Consider the following 14,736-nt stretch of genomic DNA (forward strand, 5'->3'; position numbering starts at 1 on the left):
GTTATTTCTGTGAGTGCGCCAGCGTGAGTTCATCCAGAAAACGCCACAGCTTTTCATTCATCTGCTGGTAATTCCATGCGCGCATCTCGGCGACCGAGCGGATAAAACGCTTCCCTTGCGCGTCGGCCAGCTCCTGCTGCGAATGTTGGATTAATCCTTCAACCGTCTCGACGGTAAATTCCATATGACACTGGAAGCCGTAGACAAAATTGCCGTACTGCACTATCTGACGTGGACAGCCTTCGCTTTCGGCCAGCACGGTCGCCTGATCGGTGAGTCCTGGCATATCGTTGTGCCAGTGGCCGACGGTTAACGGGGAGCCAAAGTGGGCGATAAGCGGATGCCGCAGACCGGCTTCAGTGAGCGTAATAGGGTAGTGACCAATCTCTTTTTCCGGACTTTGGCACACAGCGGCGCCCAGCGCCTCGCCAATGAGCTGCGAACCAAGACAAATGCCGATAACCATTCGCCGGGCCGTAATCGCCTGATTAATTAAGTGCTGTTCGGCGCGAGAGTCAAAGTACGGGCACTCTTCGCGGGTGGTGCGCGGCGACTGCGGACCGCCAAATACCACGAGCATATCGAACTCATCGGCATTGGGCGGTAGCGCTTCTCCGGCATAGACGCGCGACCATGAAATGGTATAACCGCGATCTTCAGCCCATTTCAGATAAGCGCCAGCGGATTCAAACGACTCATGGACAACAAAATGAACTCGCACGTTATTTTCTCCTGTTAGCGATTTAGCGCCTGATGGATATCAGCCGCCAGCGTGTTGATCTCGCTGTCATTTAATGTCGACAGCGTGATACGTAGACCGTGAGACGGCGCGCTTACGCCAAAGGCTTCTCCCTCACGTACCAGCCAGCCGGATTTTGCCAGCGTAAACGCGGTAGCCTGGCTATGGGTGTCCAGCGGGAGCCAGGCATTCACGCCGTCGCCGGGAGAAATGGCGATGCCATATTGCTGTAGGGCGCGGGCCAGTTTTTGTTGCCGGGCGGCGTAAAACAGCCGCGTTTGCGCCAGCCTGTGCTGATACTCAGGGTCGGTCAGGCAGGCGTAGACCAGATCCTGTAACAGATGGCTGACCCACTGACTACCGGCATTTAGCCGCAGCCGAAGTTTTGCCGAGGTCGCGCTGTCGCTGGCGACAATAGCAAGACGTAAATCGGGGCCGAGGGCTTTGGAAACGGAGCGTATCACCGCCCAGTGTTGCGTTGTCTGCGCAATAACCGGCTGCCAGGGCGACGAAGAAAGCAGGGCGAAGTGATCGTCGATAATGACCACTACCTGAGGGTAACGCGCCAGCATATTTTGCAGCGCAGCGGCACGGCGAGCGCTCAGGCTACAGCCGGTAGGGTTGTGCGCGCGCGGCGTTAAGATCACTGCCCGCGCGCCCTGATTTAGCGCCCGTTCCAGCTTTTCAGGCTGCATTCCTTCGCTATCTACGCTGACCGGGCTGGCGCTAAAACCGGCATAGCGCAGCATATTGATACTGCTTAAAAAACAGGGATCTTCCACCGCGACGCTGTCGCCCGGCAGCAGATGCGCGCAAAGCAGTCTTTCAATGCCGTCGATAGCTCCGCTGGTGATATCAATTTCGCCTGCGACGGGGGTGGCATCCCGTAGCCAGCGCGCCGCCCAAGCGTGTAGTTTAGGGGAAACGGGCGCATCGCCGTAGAGATGCGGCGTGCGGCTGAGACGGGCAAAATAACGGCTAAGGTCAGGCAGACGCTGCGGATCGGGATTGCCGCCGGAAAGGTCGTGCAGAGGCGTATGCGGATCGCCGCCTTCCAGCGCTACGGGAGACGGACTGCCTTTAATCACCGTCCCATTGCGGCCTAAACTTTGCGCCAGTCCCGCCGTTATCAGCCGTTTATACGCCGCTGCGACGGTATTGCGGTTCACCTTTAATTCGCTTGCCAGCTCCCGTACCGGCGGGAGCGAATCCTCCGCCCGTAACGTACCGGCGATAATGTGTTGACGGATACTGTCAAAAATTTCGTTAGCGGTTTTTCCGTCGATCATTATTGACCTATGACAAAATGAATTTTAGCATATGACAATGATAATGAGGCGGTAGCCTGCTGTCCAGCGAGAGGAAAATTTTATGGGACAAGAGAGTGATATTCAGTCAGTGCTCTTCGACGACAACCATCGGGCATTACAGACCGATATCGTCGCCGTCCAGTCACAGGTCGTGTACGGCAGCGTAGGCAACAGCATCGCTGTTCCGGCCATTAAAGCGCAGGGACTACGCGTGACGGCGGTCCCGACGGTGCTGTTCAGCAATACGCCGCACTATAAAACCTTTTATGGCGGCATTATTCCCGCCGAGTGGTTTGCAGGCTACCTTACGGCGTTGAATGAGCGCGATGCGCTACGTGAATTAAAAGCGATTACCACCGGTTACATGGGCAGCGCAGACCAAATTGTCTTGCTTTCGAAGTGGCTAATGGCGATCCGGGCTTCGCATCCGGAGGTGTGTATTCTTGTTGATCCGGTCATTGGCGATACCGACAGTGGAATGTATGTGCAGGCGGAAATTCCGCAGGCTTATCGCACACATTTGTTGCCGCAGGCGCAGGGGCTAACGCCGAACGTATTTGAGCTGGAGATGCTGAGTGGTAAACCGTGTCGCACGCTGGAAGAGGCGGTGGCGGCGGCGCAATCGCTGCTTTCCGATACGCTGAAATGGGTGGTTATCACCAGCGCGCCGGGCGAATCTCTGGAGACCATAACGGTTGCCGTCGTTACCGCGCAGGTCGTGGAGGTCTTTGCTCATCCGCGGGTGGCGACGGAGTTAAAAGGGACGGGAGATCTCTTCTGCGCCGAGCTGGTCAGCGGTATTGTGCAGGGAAAAAAACTGACGACCGCGGCAAAAGATGCGGCGCAGCGCGTGCTGGAGGTGATGACCTGGACACAGCAGTGTGGCTGTGATGAGTTAATTCTGCCGCCGGCAGGGGAGGCGCGATGAAGAGTTATCGGCTGGTGGTTCGCCAGCAGGGGCGTATCGTGGGGCATTTTGAAACGAGCGGGCTGGACGCGCTGGAAGATATTTGCGTAGCGCGGGCGATGTTTGGCATCACTGGCGGCTATCAGTGCGAGTTGCAAGTGTCCGATTCCGAACGCAGGATGCTGGAGAGTGGCCCGGATGGGATGAAGATCCTGATGCGCGAGAAGTGCTTTCGCCCGGTGACCTCGCAGTTGTAACCCGTGGATTGGCGCTGAAATGTTCGCAACCTTGTAGGCCTGATAAGCGTAGCGCCATCAGGCAGTGCGCCGCACCATCGCCGGATGGCGGCGCAAGTACAGGCAAAAAAAATGGCGCCCAAAGGCGCCATTCTTCACTGCGGCAAGAATTACTTCTTAATGCGGATAACCGGAGTTTCACCCACGGTCACGCTACCGGACAGTTTGATCAGTTCTTTGATTTCATCCATGTTGGAGATAACAACCGGAGTCAGGGTAGACTTGGCTTTTTCCTCCAGCAACGGCAGATCGAACTCGATGACCGGATCGCCAACTTTCACGCGCTGACCTTCTTCAGCAATACGCTTGAAGCCTTCGCCTTTCAGCTCAACGGTGTCGATACCGAAGTGAACGAACAGCTCAATGCCGCTATCGGATTCGATAGAGAACGCATGGTTGGTTTCAAAGATTTTGCCGATGGTACCGTCAACAGGGGCGACCATTTTGTTACCGGTTGGTTTGATAGCGATGCCATCACCAACGATTTTTTCAGCAAAAACTACATCCGGCACGTCTTCGATGTTGACGATCTCGCCAGAGAGCGGGGCAACAATCTCAATAGTTCCGGTGTCTTTCTTATCATCAGAAACCAGAGATTTTAGTTTATCGAACAAACCCATGATCTTCTCCTAAGCAGTAAATTGGGCCGCATCTCGTGGATTAGCAGATTGTTTTTTCTTCAATGAACTTGTTAACCAGCGTCATTAACTCGTCCGTTGTCGGTTGAGCAAGAGCCTGCTCTGCTAACACCTTCGCATCTTCGAAGTTCGTGTTACGGATAATCTTCTTAATGCGCGGGATAGAAATGGCGCTCATAGAGAATTCGTCCAGACCCATCCCCAGCAACAGAAGTGTAGCACGTTCGTCGCCTGCAAGCTCACCACACATGCCAGTCCATTTACCTTCTGCATGAGAAGCATCAATAACTTGCTTGATCAAGTTCAGTACGGATGGTGACATTGGCTGGTAAAGGTGTGAAATCATATCATTACCACGGTCAACTGCCAGGGTGTACTGCGTTAAATCATTGGTGCCGATACTAAAGAAATCAACTTCTTTGGCTAAATGACGCGCAATTGTCGCCGCAGCCGGTGTTTCCACCATTACGCCAATCTCAATGCTTTCGTCAAATGCTTTACCTTCGTCACGCAGTTCCTGTTTGTAGATTTCAATCTCTTTGCGCAGCGCGCGAACTTCTTCAACAGAGATGATCATCGGGAACATAATGCGCAATTTACCGAAAGCGGAGGCACGCAGAATCGCGCGAACCTGGTCACGCAGGATCTCTTTGCGATCCATGGCGATACGCACGGCGCGCCAGCCCAGGAACGGGTTCTCTTCTTTCGGGAAGTTCATGTACGGCAGCTCTTTGTCGCCGCCAATGTCCATGGTACGGACGATAACCGCCTGCGAGCCGCACGCTTCAGCGACCGCTTTATAGGCGGCAAACTGCTCTTCTTCCGTCGGCAGCGCGTCGCGATCCATGAACAGGAATTCAGTACGATACAGACCAACGCCTTCCGCGCCGTTGCGCTCAGTGCCTTCAACGTCACGAACGGTACCGATGTTGGCGCAAACTTCGACCTGATGTCCATCCAGCGTGATTGCCGGCAGATCTTTCAGTTTTGCGAGTTCCGCTTTCTCGGTCGCAACCTGCTCCTGGACGGCGCGCAGTTGCTCAATAACATCGTTGGTCGGGTTGACGTAAACCTGGTTGTTTACGGCATCCAGAATCAGATAGTCGCCGTTTTTCACCTGAGCGGTGACGCTACCGGTACCTACGATCGCTGGCAGTTCCAGAGAACGCGCCATGATGGAGGTATGAGACGTGCGTCCGCCCGCGTCGGTGATGAAGCCCAGCACTTTCTGCAGGTTCAGCTGTGCAGTTTCTGACGGCGTCAGGTCAGCGGCAACCAGGATAACTTCTTCCTGAATCGCGCTCAGATCGATAATGGCCAGACCCAGGATGTTGCGCAGCAGGCGCTTACCAATATCACGTACGTCAGCCGCACGCTCTTTCAGGTATTCGTCATCCAGTTCTTCCAGGGCAGTGGCCTGACCTTCGATAACTTCATGCGCGGCTGCGTCAGCCGTCATGTGCTTATCTTTAATCAGGGCTATGATTTCCTGCTCCAGCTCCTCATCTTCGAGCAGCATAATATGCCCTTCAAAGATGGCTTCTTTTTCTTCACCGAACGTTTCACCAGCTTTTGTCTTGATCGCTTCCAGTTGCGCAGATGCCTTGGCACGACCGCTCAGAAAACGTTCAACTTCCTGATCAACCTTGTCGGCAGAAATTTTTTTCCGGTCAATGACGATTTCGTCTTCTTTCAGCAGCAGTGCTTTGCCGAAAGCGATACCCGGGGATGCTAAAATGCCTGAAATCATAACCCTACCTTACTTGTGACTGATTTTTAAAAGAACCCGGAAAAAAACTTACTCGAGTTCCGCCATCAGTTTGACCAGATGTTCAACCGCTTTCTGCTCATCTTCACCTTCTGCGGAGATGGTGACGACGGTGCCTTGAGTCAGGCCCAGAGTCTGCAGTTTAAACAGGCTTTTCGCGCTGGCGCTTTTGCCGTTGGAAGTCACAGTAATCTCAGAAGTGAAGCCTTTTGCTTCTTTAACAAACTGAGCAGCAGGGCGGGTGTGCAGACCGTTCGGAGCGGTAATGGTAACTTCTTGCTGGAACATTGTATTTCCCCAACTTATAGGTTTAGTGTTGTGGAACTAAAGTCTAGCCTGGCGGCTCAACTTTAGCCTGTATTGTTAGCGCCGGCGTAAACGGGACGCGACACAAAAGGTGTTCTACGCAATCCGTTGCTGGCAACTTATGGCCGCTGACGTTTCGCTCGTCATTAAACATTATGCCGCGAAAGGAAGAGTTGAACCAAATCATAAAATCGATTCAGCTAACGCTTTTCCTGTAACGATTAATTTCGCGCATCAAAATAATTAGTCTGGTTAAATACCAGTTCCGGCAGGGTGAATCAATGCCAGGTGAGGTGAAAGTTTGAAGCAGGCCACAAAAAAGCACCCAAAAAGGTGCTTTTTTACGCGTTTTTAACATGCTGGCATCACTGTTGCAGTTCTTTCTCAGTAAAGAGATCGGCGAACAACGCGGTGCTCAGATAACGCTCACCTGATGAGGGTAGGATAACCACAATATTCTTATTGGTAAAGCTTTCATCTTCCTGCAGCTTAAGCGCTGCAGCAACCGCGGCGCCGGAAGAAATTCCTGCCAGAATACCTTCCTCTTCCATCAGACGGCGCGCGGTAGAAATGGCTTCTTCATTGGTGATGCCAACCACTTTATCAATCAGTTTCAGATCCAGGTTGCCCGGGATGAAGCCTGCGCCGATACCCTGAATTTTATGCGGGCCCGGTTTGATCTCTTCACCAGCCAGCGCCTGGGCGATAACCGGGGAGTCAGTGGGTTCTACCGCAACGGTGATAAGATCGGTTTTACCCTTCGTCCCTTTGATATAACGCGTGACGCCGGTTAACGTACCGCCAGTGCCGACGCCGGAGATAAACACATCCACCTGACCATCGGTGTCTTCCCAGATTTCCGGGCCGGTGGTTTTTTCATGGATTTCCGGGTTGGCAGGGTTGCTGAACTGCTGGAGCAGGAGATATTTTTGCGGATCGCTGGCGACAATTTCTTCGGCTTTCTGAATAGCGCCTTTCATCCCTTTCGCCCCTTCGGTCAGCACCAGATTCGCGCCTAATGCTTTGAGTAGCTTGCGGCGTTCAATGCTCATGGTTTCCGGCATGGTCAGGGTGAGTTTGTAACCGCGCGCGGCGGCGACATACGCCAGCGCAATACCGGTGTTGCCGCTGGTCGGCTCCACCAGTTCCACGCCAGGTTTCAGTACGCCACGCTTTTCGGCATCCCAAATCATATTGGCGCCGATACGGCACTTGACGCTGAAGCTCGGGTTGCGCGACTCCACCTTCGCCAGAATGCGTCCATTACCGATACGGTTCAGTCGAACCAGCGGCGTATGACCGATAGTCAGCGAGTTATCTTCATAAATCTTACTCATGGCCTGTCCTTAACTGTATGAAATTGGGATACCTTCCCAGCATACCTTCCAGCCAGATATGGGGAAGTAAGGATTTCGCATATCTATATGCTGATGGGGAATAATGGTTATCAGTATGGAATAAGAGACAGCATAAGAGCTTATCCCATTAGGGCTATTTTACTTGCCATTTTGGACCTGGGCAGTGCTCAAAATCCTCACGTACTACGTGTACGCTCCGGTTTTTGCGCGCTGTCCGTGTCCAAACTGGCTGCGCCAATAACGCCTGGTGGGATAGGCTCTAAGCCATCTCTTATTTATACATTTTTACGTTATTTCCATAACGCGTGCTTAGCACGCCAGCAATCAACCCACATTGCCGTCGCGCCACAGACGGCGACAGGCATAATGAAAAGGTTAAGCACCGGAATCATCGTAAAGAGGCTGGTGAGCGCGCCAAATTGCATATTCGCCACCTTCTGCGTGCGCAACGCGGCGCGCATCGTTTTAAACGGCACTTTGTGGTTATCAAACGGGTAGTCGCAATACTGGATCGCCAGCATCCAGGCGCTGAACAAAAACCACAGCACCGGCGCGATGGTTTGGCCAATGCCAGGAATAAAATAGAGAACCAGCAGCACAATAGCGCGCGGCAGATACCACGCCAGCTTTTGCCATTCACGTTTCATAATGCGCGGTACATCTTTCATGATGCCGAGTATGCCGGTATCTGGCGGCGTGGCGCCGGTTAACCGCGCCTCAAGCTGTTCGGCTAAAAGGCCGTTAAACGGCGCGGCGATCCAGTTGGCGAGGGTAGAGAAAAAATAGCCAAAGACCAGCAGAACAGAGATAACCGCAATCGGCCACAGCAGATAGCTCAGCCATTGCAGCCAGTCCGGCACATGACTCATCAACGAAGGTATCCAGGCGTCAAGCTGGGTAAACAGCCACCAAAATGCGCCGCCCATCAGCACAATGTTGACCAGCAAAGGTAAAATAACAAAGCGGCGGATTCCCGGTAGGGTGACTAACTTCCATCCTTGCGAGAAATAATAGACGCCGCTACATGGTACGGTTGTGGATGATGAAACCATATTCAGGACATACTCCTTTTTCTTAAAGCCCTGGGTAAACGTGGGATATCTTACCCGGTTATCAGACGGTGGATAGTTCGGAAATGTTCGAAAAAACAGCAAAAAGCACATTTTCCTTCATCTTTATGCTGCGAAAGCCAACAGTACACTTGCACTTGACGTAATCGGCAAATACTCTTAGTGAGTAAATGTTTGCCGTGGTGGCAAGGTGTTAGAACAACAGAGAATATAATGATGCAGGATTTGCGTCTGATATTAATCATTGTTGGCGCGATCGCCATAATCGCTTTACTGGTACATGGTTTCTGGACCAGCCGTAAAGAACGATCTTCTATGTTCCGCGATCGTCCACTAAAACGCATGAAATCGAAACGCGACGACGACTCGTATGACGACGATGTCGAAGAAGACGAAGGCGTGGGTGAAGTTCGTGTTCACCGCGTAAATCATGCCCCCGGCCAGTCGCAGGAGCATGATGCCCCTCGTCAGTCGCCGCAACACCAGTACCAGCCGCCTTATGCGTCTGCGCAACCGCGTCCAGCGGCGCCGCCGCAGCCGCAAGCGCCGATGCAACAGCCGGTTCAGCAACCGGTCCAACCTGCGCCGCAGCCTCAGCAGGTTCAGCCATCTGCGCCGCCGGTACAGCCGCCGCAACAGCAGCCTGCACCGCCGTCGCAAGCGCCGCAGCCTGTTGCGCAGCCCGCGCCGCCGCCATCAGCGCAAACCTTCCAGCCTGCGGAACCTGTGGTTGAGGCGGAACCGATAGTGGAAGAAGCGCCGGTTGTGGAAAAACCGCAGCGTAAAGAGGCGGTCATCATTATGAACGTCGCGGCCCATCATGGCAGCGAGCTTAATGGTGAAGTGTTACTGAACAGTATTCAGCAGTCAGGCTTTAAATTTGGCGATATGAATATTTTCCATCGTCATTTGAGCCCGGACGGCAGCGGCCCGGCCTTGTTCAGTCTCGCGAATATGGTCAATCCGGGAACGTTCGATCCTGAAATGACGGACTTCACTACGCCTGGCGTCACTATCTTTATGCAGGTACCGTCTTACGGCGATGCGCTGCAGAACTTCAAGCTGATGCTGCAATCCGCGCAGCATATCGCTGATGAGGTCGGCGGCGTCGTGCTGGATGACCAGCGTCGGATGATGACGCCGCAGAAACTGCGCGAATATCAGGACCGCATCCGCGAGGTGATGGACGCTAACGCCTGAGGTTAACGCAGGTGTGACATTTTTAACGTAACCCCCGCCTGTCGGGGGTTTTTTATCATTGATGGTGTGATATGGAACCAATCGAACAACAACTGACAGAACTGCGAACCACGCTTCGCCATCATGAATATCTGTATCATGTGATGGATGCGCCCGAGATTCCCGACGCCGAATATGACCGCCTGATGCGGGAACTGCGAGAGCTGGAGGCGCAACGTCCGGACCTTATCACGCCGGATTCGCCCACGCAGCGCGTTGGCGCGGCGCCGCTGACGGCATTCAACCAGATTCGCCATGAAGTACCGATGCTGTCGCTCGATAACGTATTTGATGAAGAAAGCTTCCTGGCGTTTAACAAGCGAGTGCAGGATCGTCTAAAAAGCACGGAAAATGTCATCTGGTGCTGCGAGCTAAAGCTGGATGGTCTGGCGGTCAGCATTCTGTATGAAAACGGCGTGCTGGTGAGCGCTGCGACGCGTGGCGACGGCACCACCGGTGAAGATATCACTTCAAACGTGCGCACGATTCGCGCCATTCCGTTAAAGCTGCACGGCGATAACATTCCGGCGCGTCTTGAAGTTCGCGGAGAGGTATTTTTACCGCAGGCCGGGTTCGAAAAGATCAATGAAGACGCGCGCCGCACTGGCGGCAAAGTGTTTGCTAACCCGCGTAACGCGGCGGCGGGCTCGTTGCGTCAGCTCGATCCGCGTATTACGGCGAAGCGACCGCTAACATTTTTCTGCTACGGCGTCGGTATTCTGGAAGGCGGCGAGTTGCCGGATACGCATCTGGGACGTTTGCTGCAATTTAAAGCGTGGGGGTTACCGGTCAGCGATCGCGTGACGCTGTGCGATTCTCCCCAGGCGGTTCTGGATTTTTATCGCAACGTCGAAAAAGATCGCCCCACGCTCGGTTTTGATATCGACGGCGTGGTGATTAAGGTCAACTCGCTGGCTTTGCAGGAACAGCTGGGCTTTGTGGCCCGCGCGCCGCGCTGGGCGGTGGCGTTTAAATTTCCTGCTCAGGAGCAGATGACTTTTGTGCGCGATGTTGAGTTTCAGGTCGGGCGCACCGGGGCGATTACGCCGGTGGCGCGTCTGGAACCGGTTCAGGTGGCTGGTGTGCTGGTCAGCAATGCCACGTTGCATAATGCCGATGAAATTGAGCGACTTGGCTTGCGCATTGGCGATAAGGTGGTTATCCGTCGGGCAGGCGATGTGATCCCTCAGGTGGTCAACGTGGTTCTGTCCGAACGCCCTGAAGAGACGCGTCCGATTGTGTTTCCAACGCACTGTCCGGTGTGCGGATCGGACGTAGAGCGCGTTGAAGGCGAAGCCGTTACCCGTTGTACCGGCGGGCTGATTTGCGGCGCGCAGCGTAAAGAGTCGCTGAAACATTTTGTGTCGCGCCGGGCGATGGATGTAGACGGGATGGGCGATAAGATCATCGACCAACTGGTGGAAAGGGAGTATGTCCATACGCCAGCGGATCTGTTCCGTCTGACGGCGGGTAAACTGACCGGCCTGGACCGAATGGGGCCAAAGTCCGCGCAAAATGTTGTAAACGCGCTGGAAAAAGCCAAAGCGACGACCTTTGCGCGTTTTCTCTATGCGCTGGGCATCCGTGAAGTGGGTGAAGCGACGGCGGAGGGGCTGGCGGCGTATTTCGGCACGCTGGAGGCGCTGCAGGCTGCCACCATTGACGAGTTGCAGAAAGTACCCGACGTGGGGATTGTGGTCGCTACGCACGTCTTTAACTTTTTTGCCGAAGAGAGTAATCGTGACGTGATTGTGCAGCTACTGGCGGAAGGGGTTCACTGGCCCGCGCCGGTAGTCATTAATGTGCAAGAGATCGATAGCCCGTTTGCCGGTAAAACCGTGGTACTAACCGGTAGCCTGAGCCAGATGTCCCGCGATGACGCTAAAGCGCGTTTAGTGGCGCTGGGAGCGAAAGTGGCAGGCAGCGTATCGAAGAAAACCGATCTGGTGATTGCCGGTGAAGCGGCGGGCTCCAAACTGGCCAAAGCGCAGGAACTGGGTATTACCGTGATTGATGAAGCGGAAATGATCCGCTTACTGGGTGCCTGAGATGGAAAAAGAGCAGCTGGTTGAAATCGCCAACACCGTGATGCCCTTTGGCAAATATCAGGGACGTCGATTGATCGACCTTCCGGAAGAGTATTTGCTGTGGTTTGCCCGTAAAGATCAATTTCCGGCGGGTAAACTAGGGGAGTTGATGCAAATCACGCTGCTGATTAAAACCGAGGGGCTGACGCAACTGGTGCAGCCCCTGAAACGCCCGCTTTAAGCTTTCGCGGCGCGGCTTTCCTGCTGCGCCTGTAACTTCTCGGTCTGGCGTTTGTAGCGCCGCGCCAGCCCTGCGCAGACCATCAGTTGGATCTGGTGGAAGATCATCAGCGGTAATACCATCATACCCAGCACTGACGTCGGAAACAGAATATTGGCCATCGGGATCCCGTTGGCCAGGCTTTTTTTCGAACCGCAGAAGACAATAGTGATTTCGTCGGCTTTATTGAAGCCGCATTTACGGGCGACAAAGACGTTAATGGCTATGACGATCGCCAGCAGTACGAGGCTGACCACAACGATAAACAGCAGCGACCCCCAGCCGACTTTGTGCCAGATGCCGTTGACCACCGCTTCGCTGAACGCCGAGTAGACCACCAGCAGAATAGAGGTCTGATCCGTTTTCGCGATCCACTTTTTGTTGCGCGCGACCCAATTGCCGATCCACGGGCGAGACAGGTGTCCCAGCACAAAAGGCAGCAGCAGTTGCAGCATAATTTTGCCCACCTCTTCCAGACTGCCCTGCGTGCCATGAATATTCATTACCAGACCGACCAGCAGCGGCGACAGGAAAATGCCCAGCAGACTGGACGCAGACGCTGAGCACACCGCGGCCGCGACGTTACCGCCCGCGAGTGAAGTAAACGCAATCGCAGACTGCACGGTGGCGGGCAAAATGCACAGATACAGAAAGCCGCTGTAGAGCATAGGGTCGACATTGACAGGCGCCCACCAGGCAAACAGTACGCCGAGGACAGGAAAGAGCACAAAAGTGCTACACATGACCCACAGATGCAACCGCCAGTGGCTGCCGCCAGCGATGATCGCTTCACGCGAAAGCTTCGCGCCATGCATAAAAAACAGCAGAGCGATGGCCGCTGTCGTAATGCCTTCAACGACAGGCACAAAGCCGCCTTCCGCCGGGAAAAAAGAGGCCAGTAGTACCACGGTGATAAGTGTCAGCGTGAAAGGGTCAAGGATACGAAAAAGTTTCATAAAAACTCCTGAAAGTCGGTGCAGCTATTTTGCGTTTTTCGCTTTGAGAAATAAAATTGATTTATTGCATCTATATATGAATCTAGTCGATGAACTATTCACTGCGTCAACTGCGTATTTTTATTACCGTCGCCCAGGCCAAAAGTTTCAGTCGGGCAGGGGACAGGATTGGACTGAGCCACTCTGCGGTCAGTCATAGCGTAAAAGAGCTGGAGCGGCAAACCGGCGTCAGACTGTTGGATCGCACTACGCGTGAGGTGGTGCTGACCGAGGCGGGGCAACAACTGGCGACGCGTCTGGAGCGGGTGCTTGATGAACTGAACAGCATACTGCGCGATGCAGGCAGAGTAGGGACACAATTAACCGGCACCGTGCGCGTTGCCGCGAGCCAAACCATTTCTGCGCATCTTATTCCGCAATGCATTGCCCAAAGTAATTCACTTTATCCCGCTATTGATTTTGTATTGCACGATCGTCCGCAGCAGTGGGTGCTGGAGAGCATCCGCCAGGGTGAAGTGGATTTTGGCATCGTTATCGATCCCGGCGCAGCGGTGGATTTACAGTGTGAAGCCATCTTATCAGAGCCTTTTTTACTGTTGTGTCGCCAGGATCATCCGCTGGCGCATCAGGAATGGGTAAGCTGGCAGGATCTTAAACAGGCCTCGCTGGTCTTACAGGATTATGCTTCCGGCAGTCGACCGCTGATTGATGCGGCGCTGGCCCATTTTGCTATTGAGGCGGATATCGTGCAGGAGATTGGTCACCCGGCCACGCTGTTTCCAATGGTGGAAGCGGGAATCGGCATCAGCGTGCTGCCCGCGCTGGCGTTACCGCTCCCGCAGGGCAGCCACTTACAGGTTAAACGGCTGACGCCCGTAGTTGAAAGGCAGCTCATGCTGGCGCGGCGAAAAAACCGATCGCTCTCCACGGCGGCGCAGGCGTTGTGGGACGTGGTGCGTACTCAGGCCAGCGAATTAACCGCCGCGAGGGCGAAAGATCCGCTGTATCAGCTATAAATATCTATCTGTCCGTGTGTGAGGTGCGGTCTTGCCCTGCCATTTTTGACAGGGCAGTGTGTTAAAACAGGTATTTGATGGAATAAATAATGCCATCCTGCAGGAAGGATTCTCCTAACTTATTATCAGCGTAACGATATTGTACTCCTGCGGTCAGGTGAGGAGTCGCATTCCACCACAGCGCTACTGCGCCATTAATGCCATCTTTCCCGCCATTGCCCGCAGCGTAGGACGCATCGCGGTCAAACTCATACTCATTCCAGTTCGTTACGCTGAATTTCTCACTACCCAACGAGAAGCTATAGCCGGCCACCCAACCTAATACATAACCATTATCGCCTGTGTAGTAGGTCTGATCGGTATAACGTTTGGCAAAGAAGGGTTTAAACCAGTAACCGTTACCTGTGAAGTTATAGCCTAAACCATAGAGAAACATGTCATCATGGAAATTAGCGCGATGAGGTGAACCGTACGTCCCGTAGGCATGGAGATAGAGGTTTAATCCTGTATCGCCCAGATAAATACGGTTGGTATTTTTAAAGGTGTAACGCTGTTCGCTGCCTGGTTTAGCGTGGCGGCCATTGTAAAAATTTTCCCAGTCGAAGAACCCGTACATTTCTCCCCAGCTAAAATTCGCTCCGCCTTCCAGTTCCAGGTACCCAAAATCATCTTTATGGGATTTTTTACTGGTTTTTTCCGTGGTGTCTGATGTCCAGTCGAGGTAATGGAGGCCGATATCGGCGAACCCGCCTTTAAATTCCGCATGGGTGAGTGCGGGAATAATGAGTAAAGAAGAAAGCGTCAGAGTAAGAATTTTTTTCATAGC

General features: G+C 53.7%; 15 protein-coding genes. 6 read left to right on the top strand and 9 right to left on the bottom strand.

Annotated features, from left to right (window positions below; translation table 11 throughout):
• Position 1 precedes the first annotated feature (1 nt).
• Entirely contained in the window at positions 2-721 is a 720-nt protein-coding gene (locus ACLJRU_RS08690; protein ID WP_001263754.1) for a GMP synthase, read from the bottom strand.
• A gap of 14 nt (positions 722-735) precedes the next feature.
• Positions 736-2,028, bottom strand: coding sequence for a transcriptional regulator PtsJ (gene ptsJ, locus ACLJRU_RS08695; protein WP_000565124.1), 1,293 nt, complete (start codon positions 2,026-2,028; stop codon positions 736-738).
• Between the two features lie 82 nt (positions 2,029-2,110).
• On the opposite strand from ptsJ, the gene pdxK reads away from it, so the two are divergent.
• On the top strand, positions 2,111-2,977 hold the full coding sequence (gene pdxK / locus ACLJRU_RS08700) for a pyridoxine/pyridoxal/pyridoxamine kinase (protein WP_000529613.1): 867 nt from the start codon (positions 2,111-2,113) through the stop codon (positions 2,975-2,977).
• Positions 2,974-3,213, top strand: coding sequence for a hypothetical protein (locus ACLJRU_RS08705; protein ID WP_000844541.1), 240 nt, complete (start codon positions 2,974-2,976; stop codon positions 3,211-3,213). Before pdxK ends, ACLJRU_RS08705 begins: the two co-directional genes overlap by 4 nt.
• A gap of 149 nt (positions 3,214-3,362) precedes the next feature.
• Here ACLJRU_RS08705 and crr read toward each other — a convergent pair whose 3' ends face one another.
• The 5 genes from crr to cysZ all read right to left on the bottom strand — a co-directional run bounded on the left by crr (position 3,363) and on the right by cysZ (position 8,374).
• Positions 3,363-3,872, bottom strand: coding sequence for a PTS glucose transporter subunit IIA (gene crr / locus ACLJRU_RS08710; protein WP_000522253.1), 510 nt, complete (start codon positions 3,870-3,872; stop codon positions 3,363-3,365).
• Positions 3,873-3,912: 40 nt separating this feature from the next.
• Entirely contained in the window at positions 3,913-5,640 is a 1,728-nt protein-coding gene (ptsI, locus tag ACLJRU_RS08715; protein ID WP_001540565.1) for a phosphoenolpyruvate-protein phosphotransferase PtsI, read from the bottom strand.
• A gap of 48 nt (positions 5,641-5,688) precedes the next feature.
• Complete coding sequence (ptsH, locus tag ACLJRU_RS08720; protein WP_000487600.1) at positions 5,689-5,946, bottom strand: phosphocarrier protein Hpr; 258 nt, start codon at positions 5,944-5,946, stop codon at positions 5,689-5,691.
• Between the two features lie 383 nt (positions 5,947-6,329).
• Complete coding sequence (cysK, locus tag ACLJRU_RS08725; protein ID WP_000036904.1) at positions 6,330-7,301, bottom strand: cysteine synthase A; 972 nt, start codon at positions 7,299-7,301, stop codon at positions 6,330-6,332.
• A gap of 311 nt (positions 7,302-7,612) precedes the next feature.
• Complete coding sequence (gene cysZ, locus ACLJRU_RS08730) at positions 7,613-8,374, bottom strand: sulfate transporter CysZ (RefSeq protein ID WP_000255003.1); 762 nt, start codon at positions 8,372-8,374, stop codon at positions 7,613-7,615.
• A 231-nt stretch (positions 8,375-8,605) separates the two neighbouring features.
• On the opposite strand from cysZ, the gene zipA reads away from it, so the two are divergent.
• The 3 genes from zipA to ACLJRU_RS08745 all read left to right on the top strand — a co-directional run bounded on the left by zipA (position 8,606) and on the right by ACLJRU_RS08745 (position 11,899).
• Positions 8,606-9,592, top strand: a complete 987-nt coding sequence (gene zipA / locus ACLJRU_RS08735) for a cell division protein ZipA (RefSeq protein WP_023235118.1) — start codon at positions 8,606-8,608, stop codon at positions 9,590-9,592.
• Between the two features lie 71 nt (positions 9,593-9,663).
• Positions 9,664-11,679: an NAD-dependent DNA ligase LigA gene (gene ligA / locus ACLJRU_RS08740; protein ID WP_001540561.1), complete on the top strand. Its 2,016-nt coding sequence runs from the start codon at positions 9,664-9,666 to the stop codon at positions 11,677-11,679.
• A gap of 1 nt (position 11,680) precedes the next feature.
• Complete coding sequence (locus ACLJRU_RS08745) at positions 11,681-11,899, top strand: DUF3820 family protein (protein ID WP_001519708.1); 219 nt, start codon at positions 11,681-11,683, stop codon at positions 11,897-11,899.
• On the opposite strand, the gene ACLJRU_RS08750 is transcribed toward ACLJRU_RS08745, so the two are convergent.
• Positions 11,896-12,894, bottom strand: coding sequence for a bile acid:sodium symporter family protein (locus tag ACLJRU_RS08750; RefSeq protein ID WP_023235117.1), 999 nt, complete (start codon positions 12,892-12,894; stop codon positions 11,896-11,898). The genes ACLJRU_RS08745 and ACLJRU_RS08750 overlap by 4 nt on opposite strands.
• Positions 12,895-12,983: 89 nt before the next feature.
• On the opposite strand from ACLJRU_RS08750, the gene ACLJRU_RS08755 reads away from it, so the two are divergent.
• Positions 12,984-13,910, top strand: coding sequence for a LysR family transcriptional regulator (locus ACLJRU_RS08755; protein ID WP_001109823.1), 927 nt, complete (start codon positions 12,984-12,986; stop codon positions 13,908-13,910).
• Between the two features lie 61 nt (positions 13,911-13,971).
• Here ACLJRU_RS08755 and ACLJRU_RS08760 read toward each other — a convergent pair whose 3' ends face one another.
• The gene (locus ACLJRU_RS08760; protein ID WP_000722926.1) at positions 13,972-14,733 is read right to left on the bottom strand and encodes an outer membrane protein; all 762 of its coding nucleotides are present in this window, start codon (positions 14,731-14,733) and stop codon (positions 13,972-13,974) included.
• Positions 14,734-14,736 lie beyond the last annotated feature (3 nt).

Source organism: Salmonella sp. SAL00653, assembly GCF_046552515.1.
GTDB lineage: Bacteria > Pseudomonadota > Gammaproteobacteria > Enterobacterales > Enterobacteriaceae > Salmonella > Salmonella enterica.

Excerpts from the sequence above, each read along its gene's own strand:
- cysZ (WP_000255003.1), bottom strand. The coding sequence starts at position 8,374 with ATGGTTTCATCATCCACAACCGTACCATGTAGCGGCGTCTATTATTTC.
- ptsJ (WP_000565124.1), bottom strand. The coding sequence starts at position 2,028 with ATGATCGACGGAAAAACCGCTAACGAAATTTTTGACAGTATCCGTCAA.
- ACLJRU_RS08760 (WP_000722926.1), bottom strand. The coding sequence starts at position 14,733 with ATGAAAAAAATTCTTACTCTGACGCTTTCTTCTTTACTCATTATTCCC.
- ACLJRU_RS08750 (WP_023235117.1), bottom strand. The coding sequence starts at position 12,894 with ATGAAACTTTTTCGTATCCTTGACCCTTTCACGCTGACACTTATCACC.
- ptsH (WP_000487600.1), bottom strand. The coding sequence starts at position 5,946 with ATGTTCCAGCAAGAAGTTACCATTACCGCTCCGAACGGTCTGCACACC.
- pdxK (WP_000529613.1), top strand. The coding sequence starts at position 2,111 with ATGGGACAAGAGAGTGATATTCAGTCAGTGCTCTTCGACGACAACCAT.
- ACLJRU_RS08745 (WP_001519708.1), top strand. The coding sequence starts at position 11,681 with ATGGAAAAAGAGCAGCTGGTTGAAATCGCCAACACCGTGATGCCCTTT.
- ligA (WP_001540561.1), top strand. The coding sequence starts at position 9,664 with ATGGAACCAATCGAACAACAACTGACAGAACTGCGAACCACGCTTCGC.
- ptsI (WP_001540565.1), bottom strand. The coding sequence starts at position 5,640 with ATGATTTCAGGCATTTTAGCATCCCCGGGTATCGCTTTCGGCAAAGCA.
- ACLJRU_RS08705 (WP_000844541.1), top strand. The coding sequence starts at position 2,974 with ATGAAGAGTTATCGGCTGGTGGTTCGCCAGCAGGGGCGTATCGTGGGG.
- zipA (WP_023235118.1), top strand. The coding sequence starts at position 8,606 with ATGATGCAGGATTTGCGTCTGATATTAATCATTGTTGGCGCGATCGCC.
- crr (WP_000522253.1), bottom strand. The coding sequence starts at position 3,872 with ATGGGTTTGTTCGATAAACTAAAATCTCTGGTTTCTGATGATAAGAAA.
- ACLJRU_RS08755 (WP_001109823.1), top strand. The coding sequence starts at position 12,984 with ATGAACTATTCACTGCGTCAACTGCGTATTTTTATTACCGTCGCCCAG.
- cysK (WP_000036904.1), bottom strand. The coding sequence starts at position 7,301 with ATGAGTAAGATTTATGAAGATAACTCGCTGACTATCGGTCATACGCCG.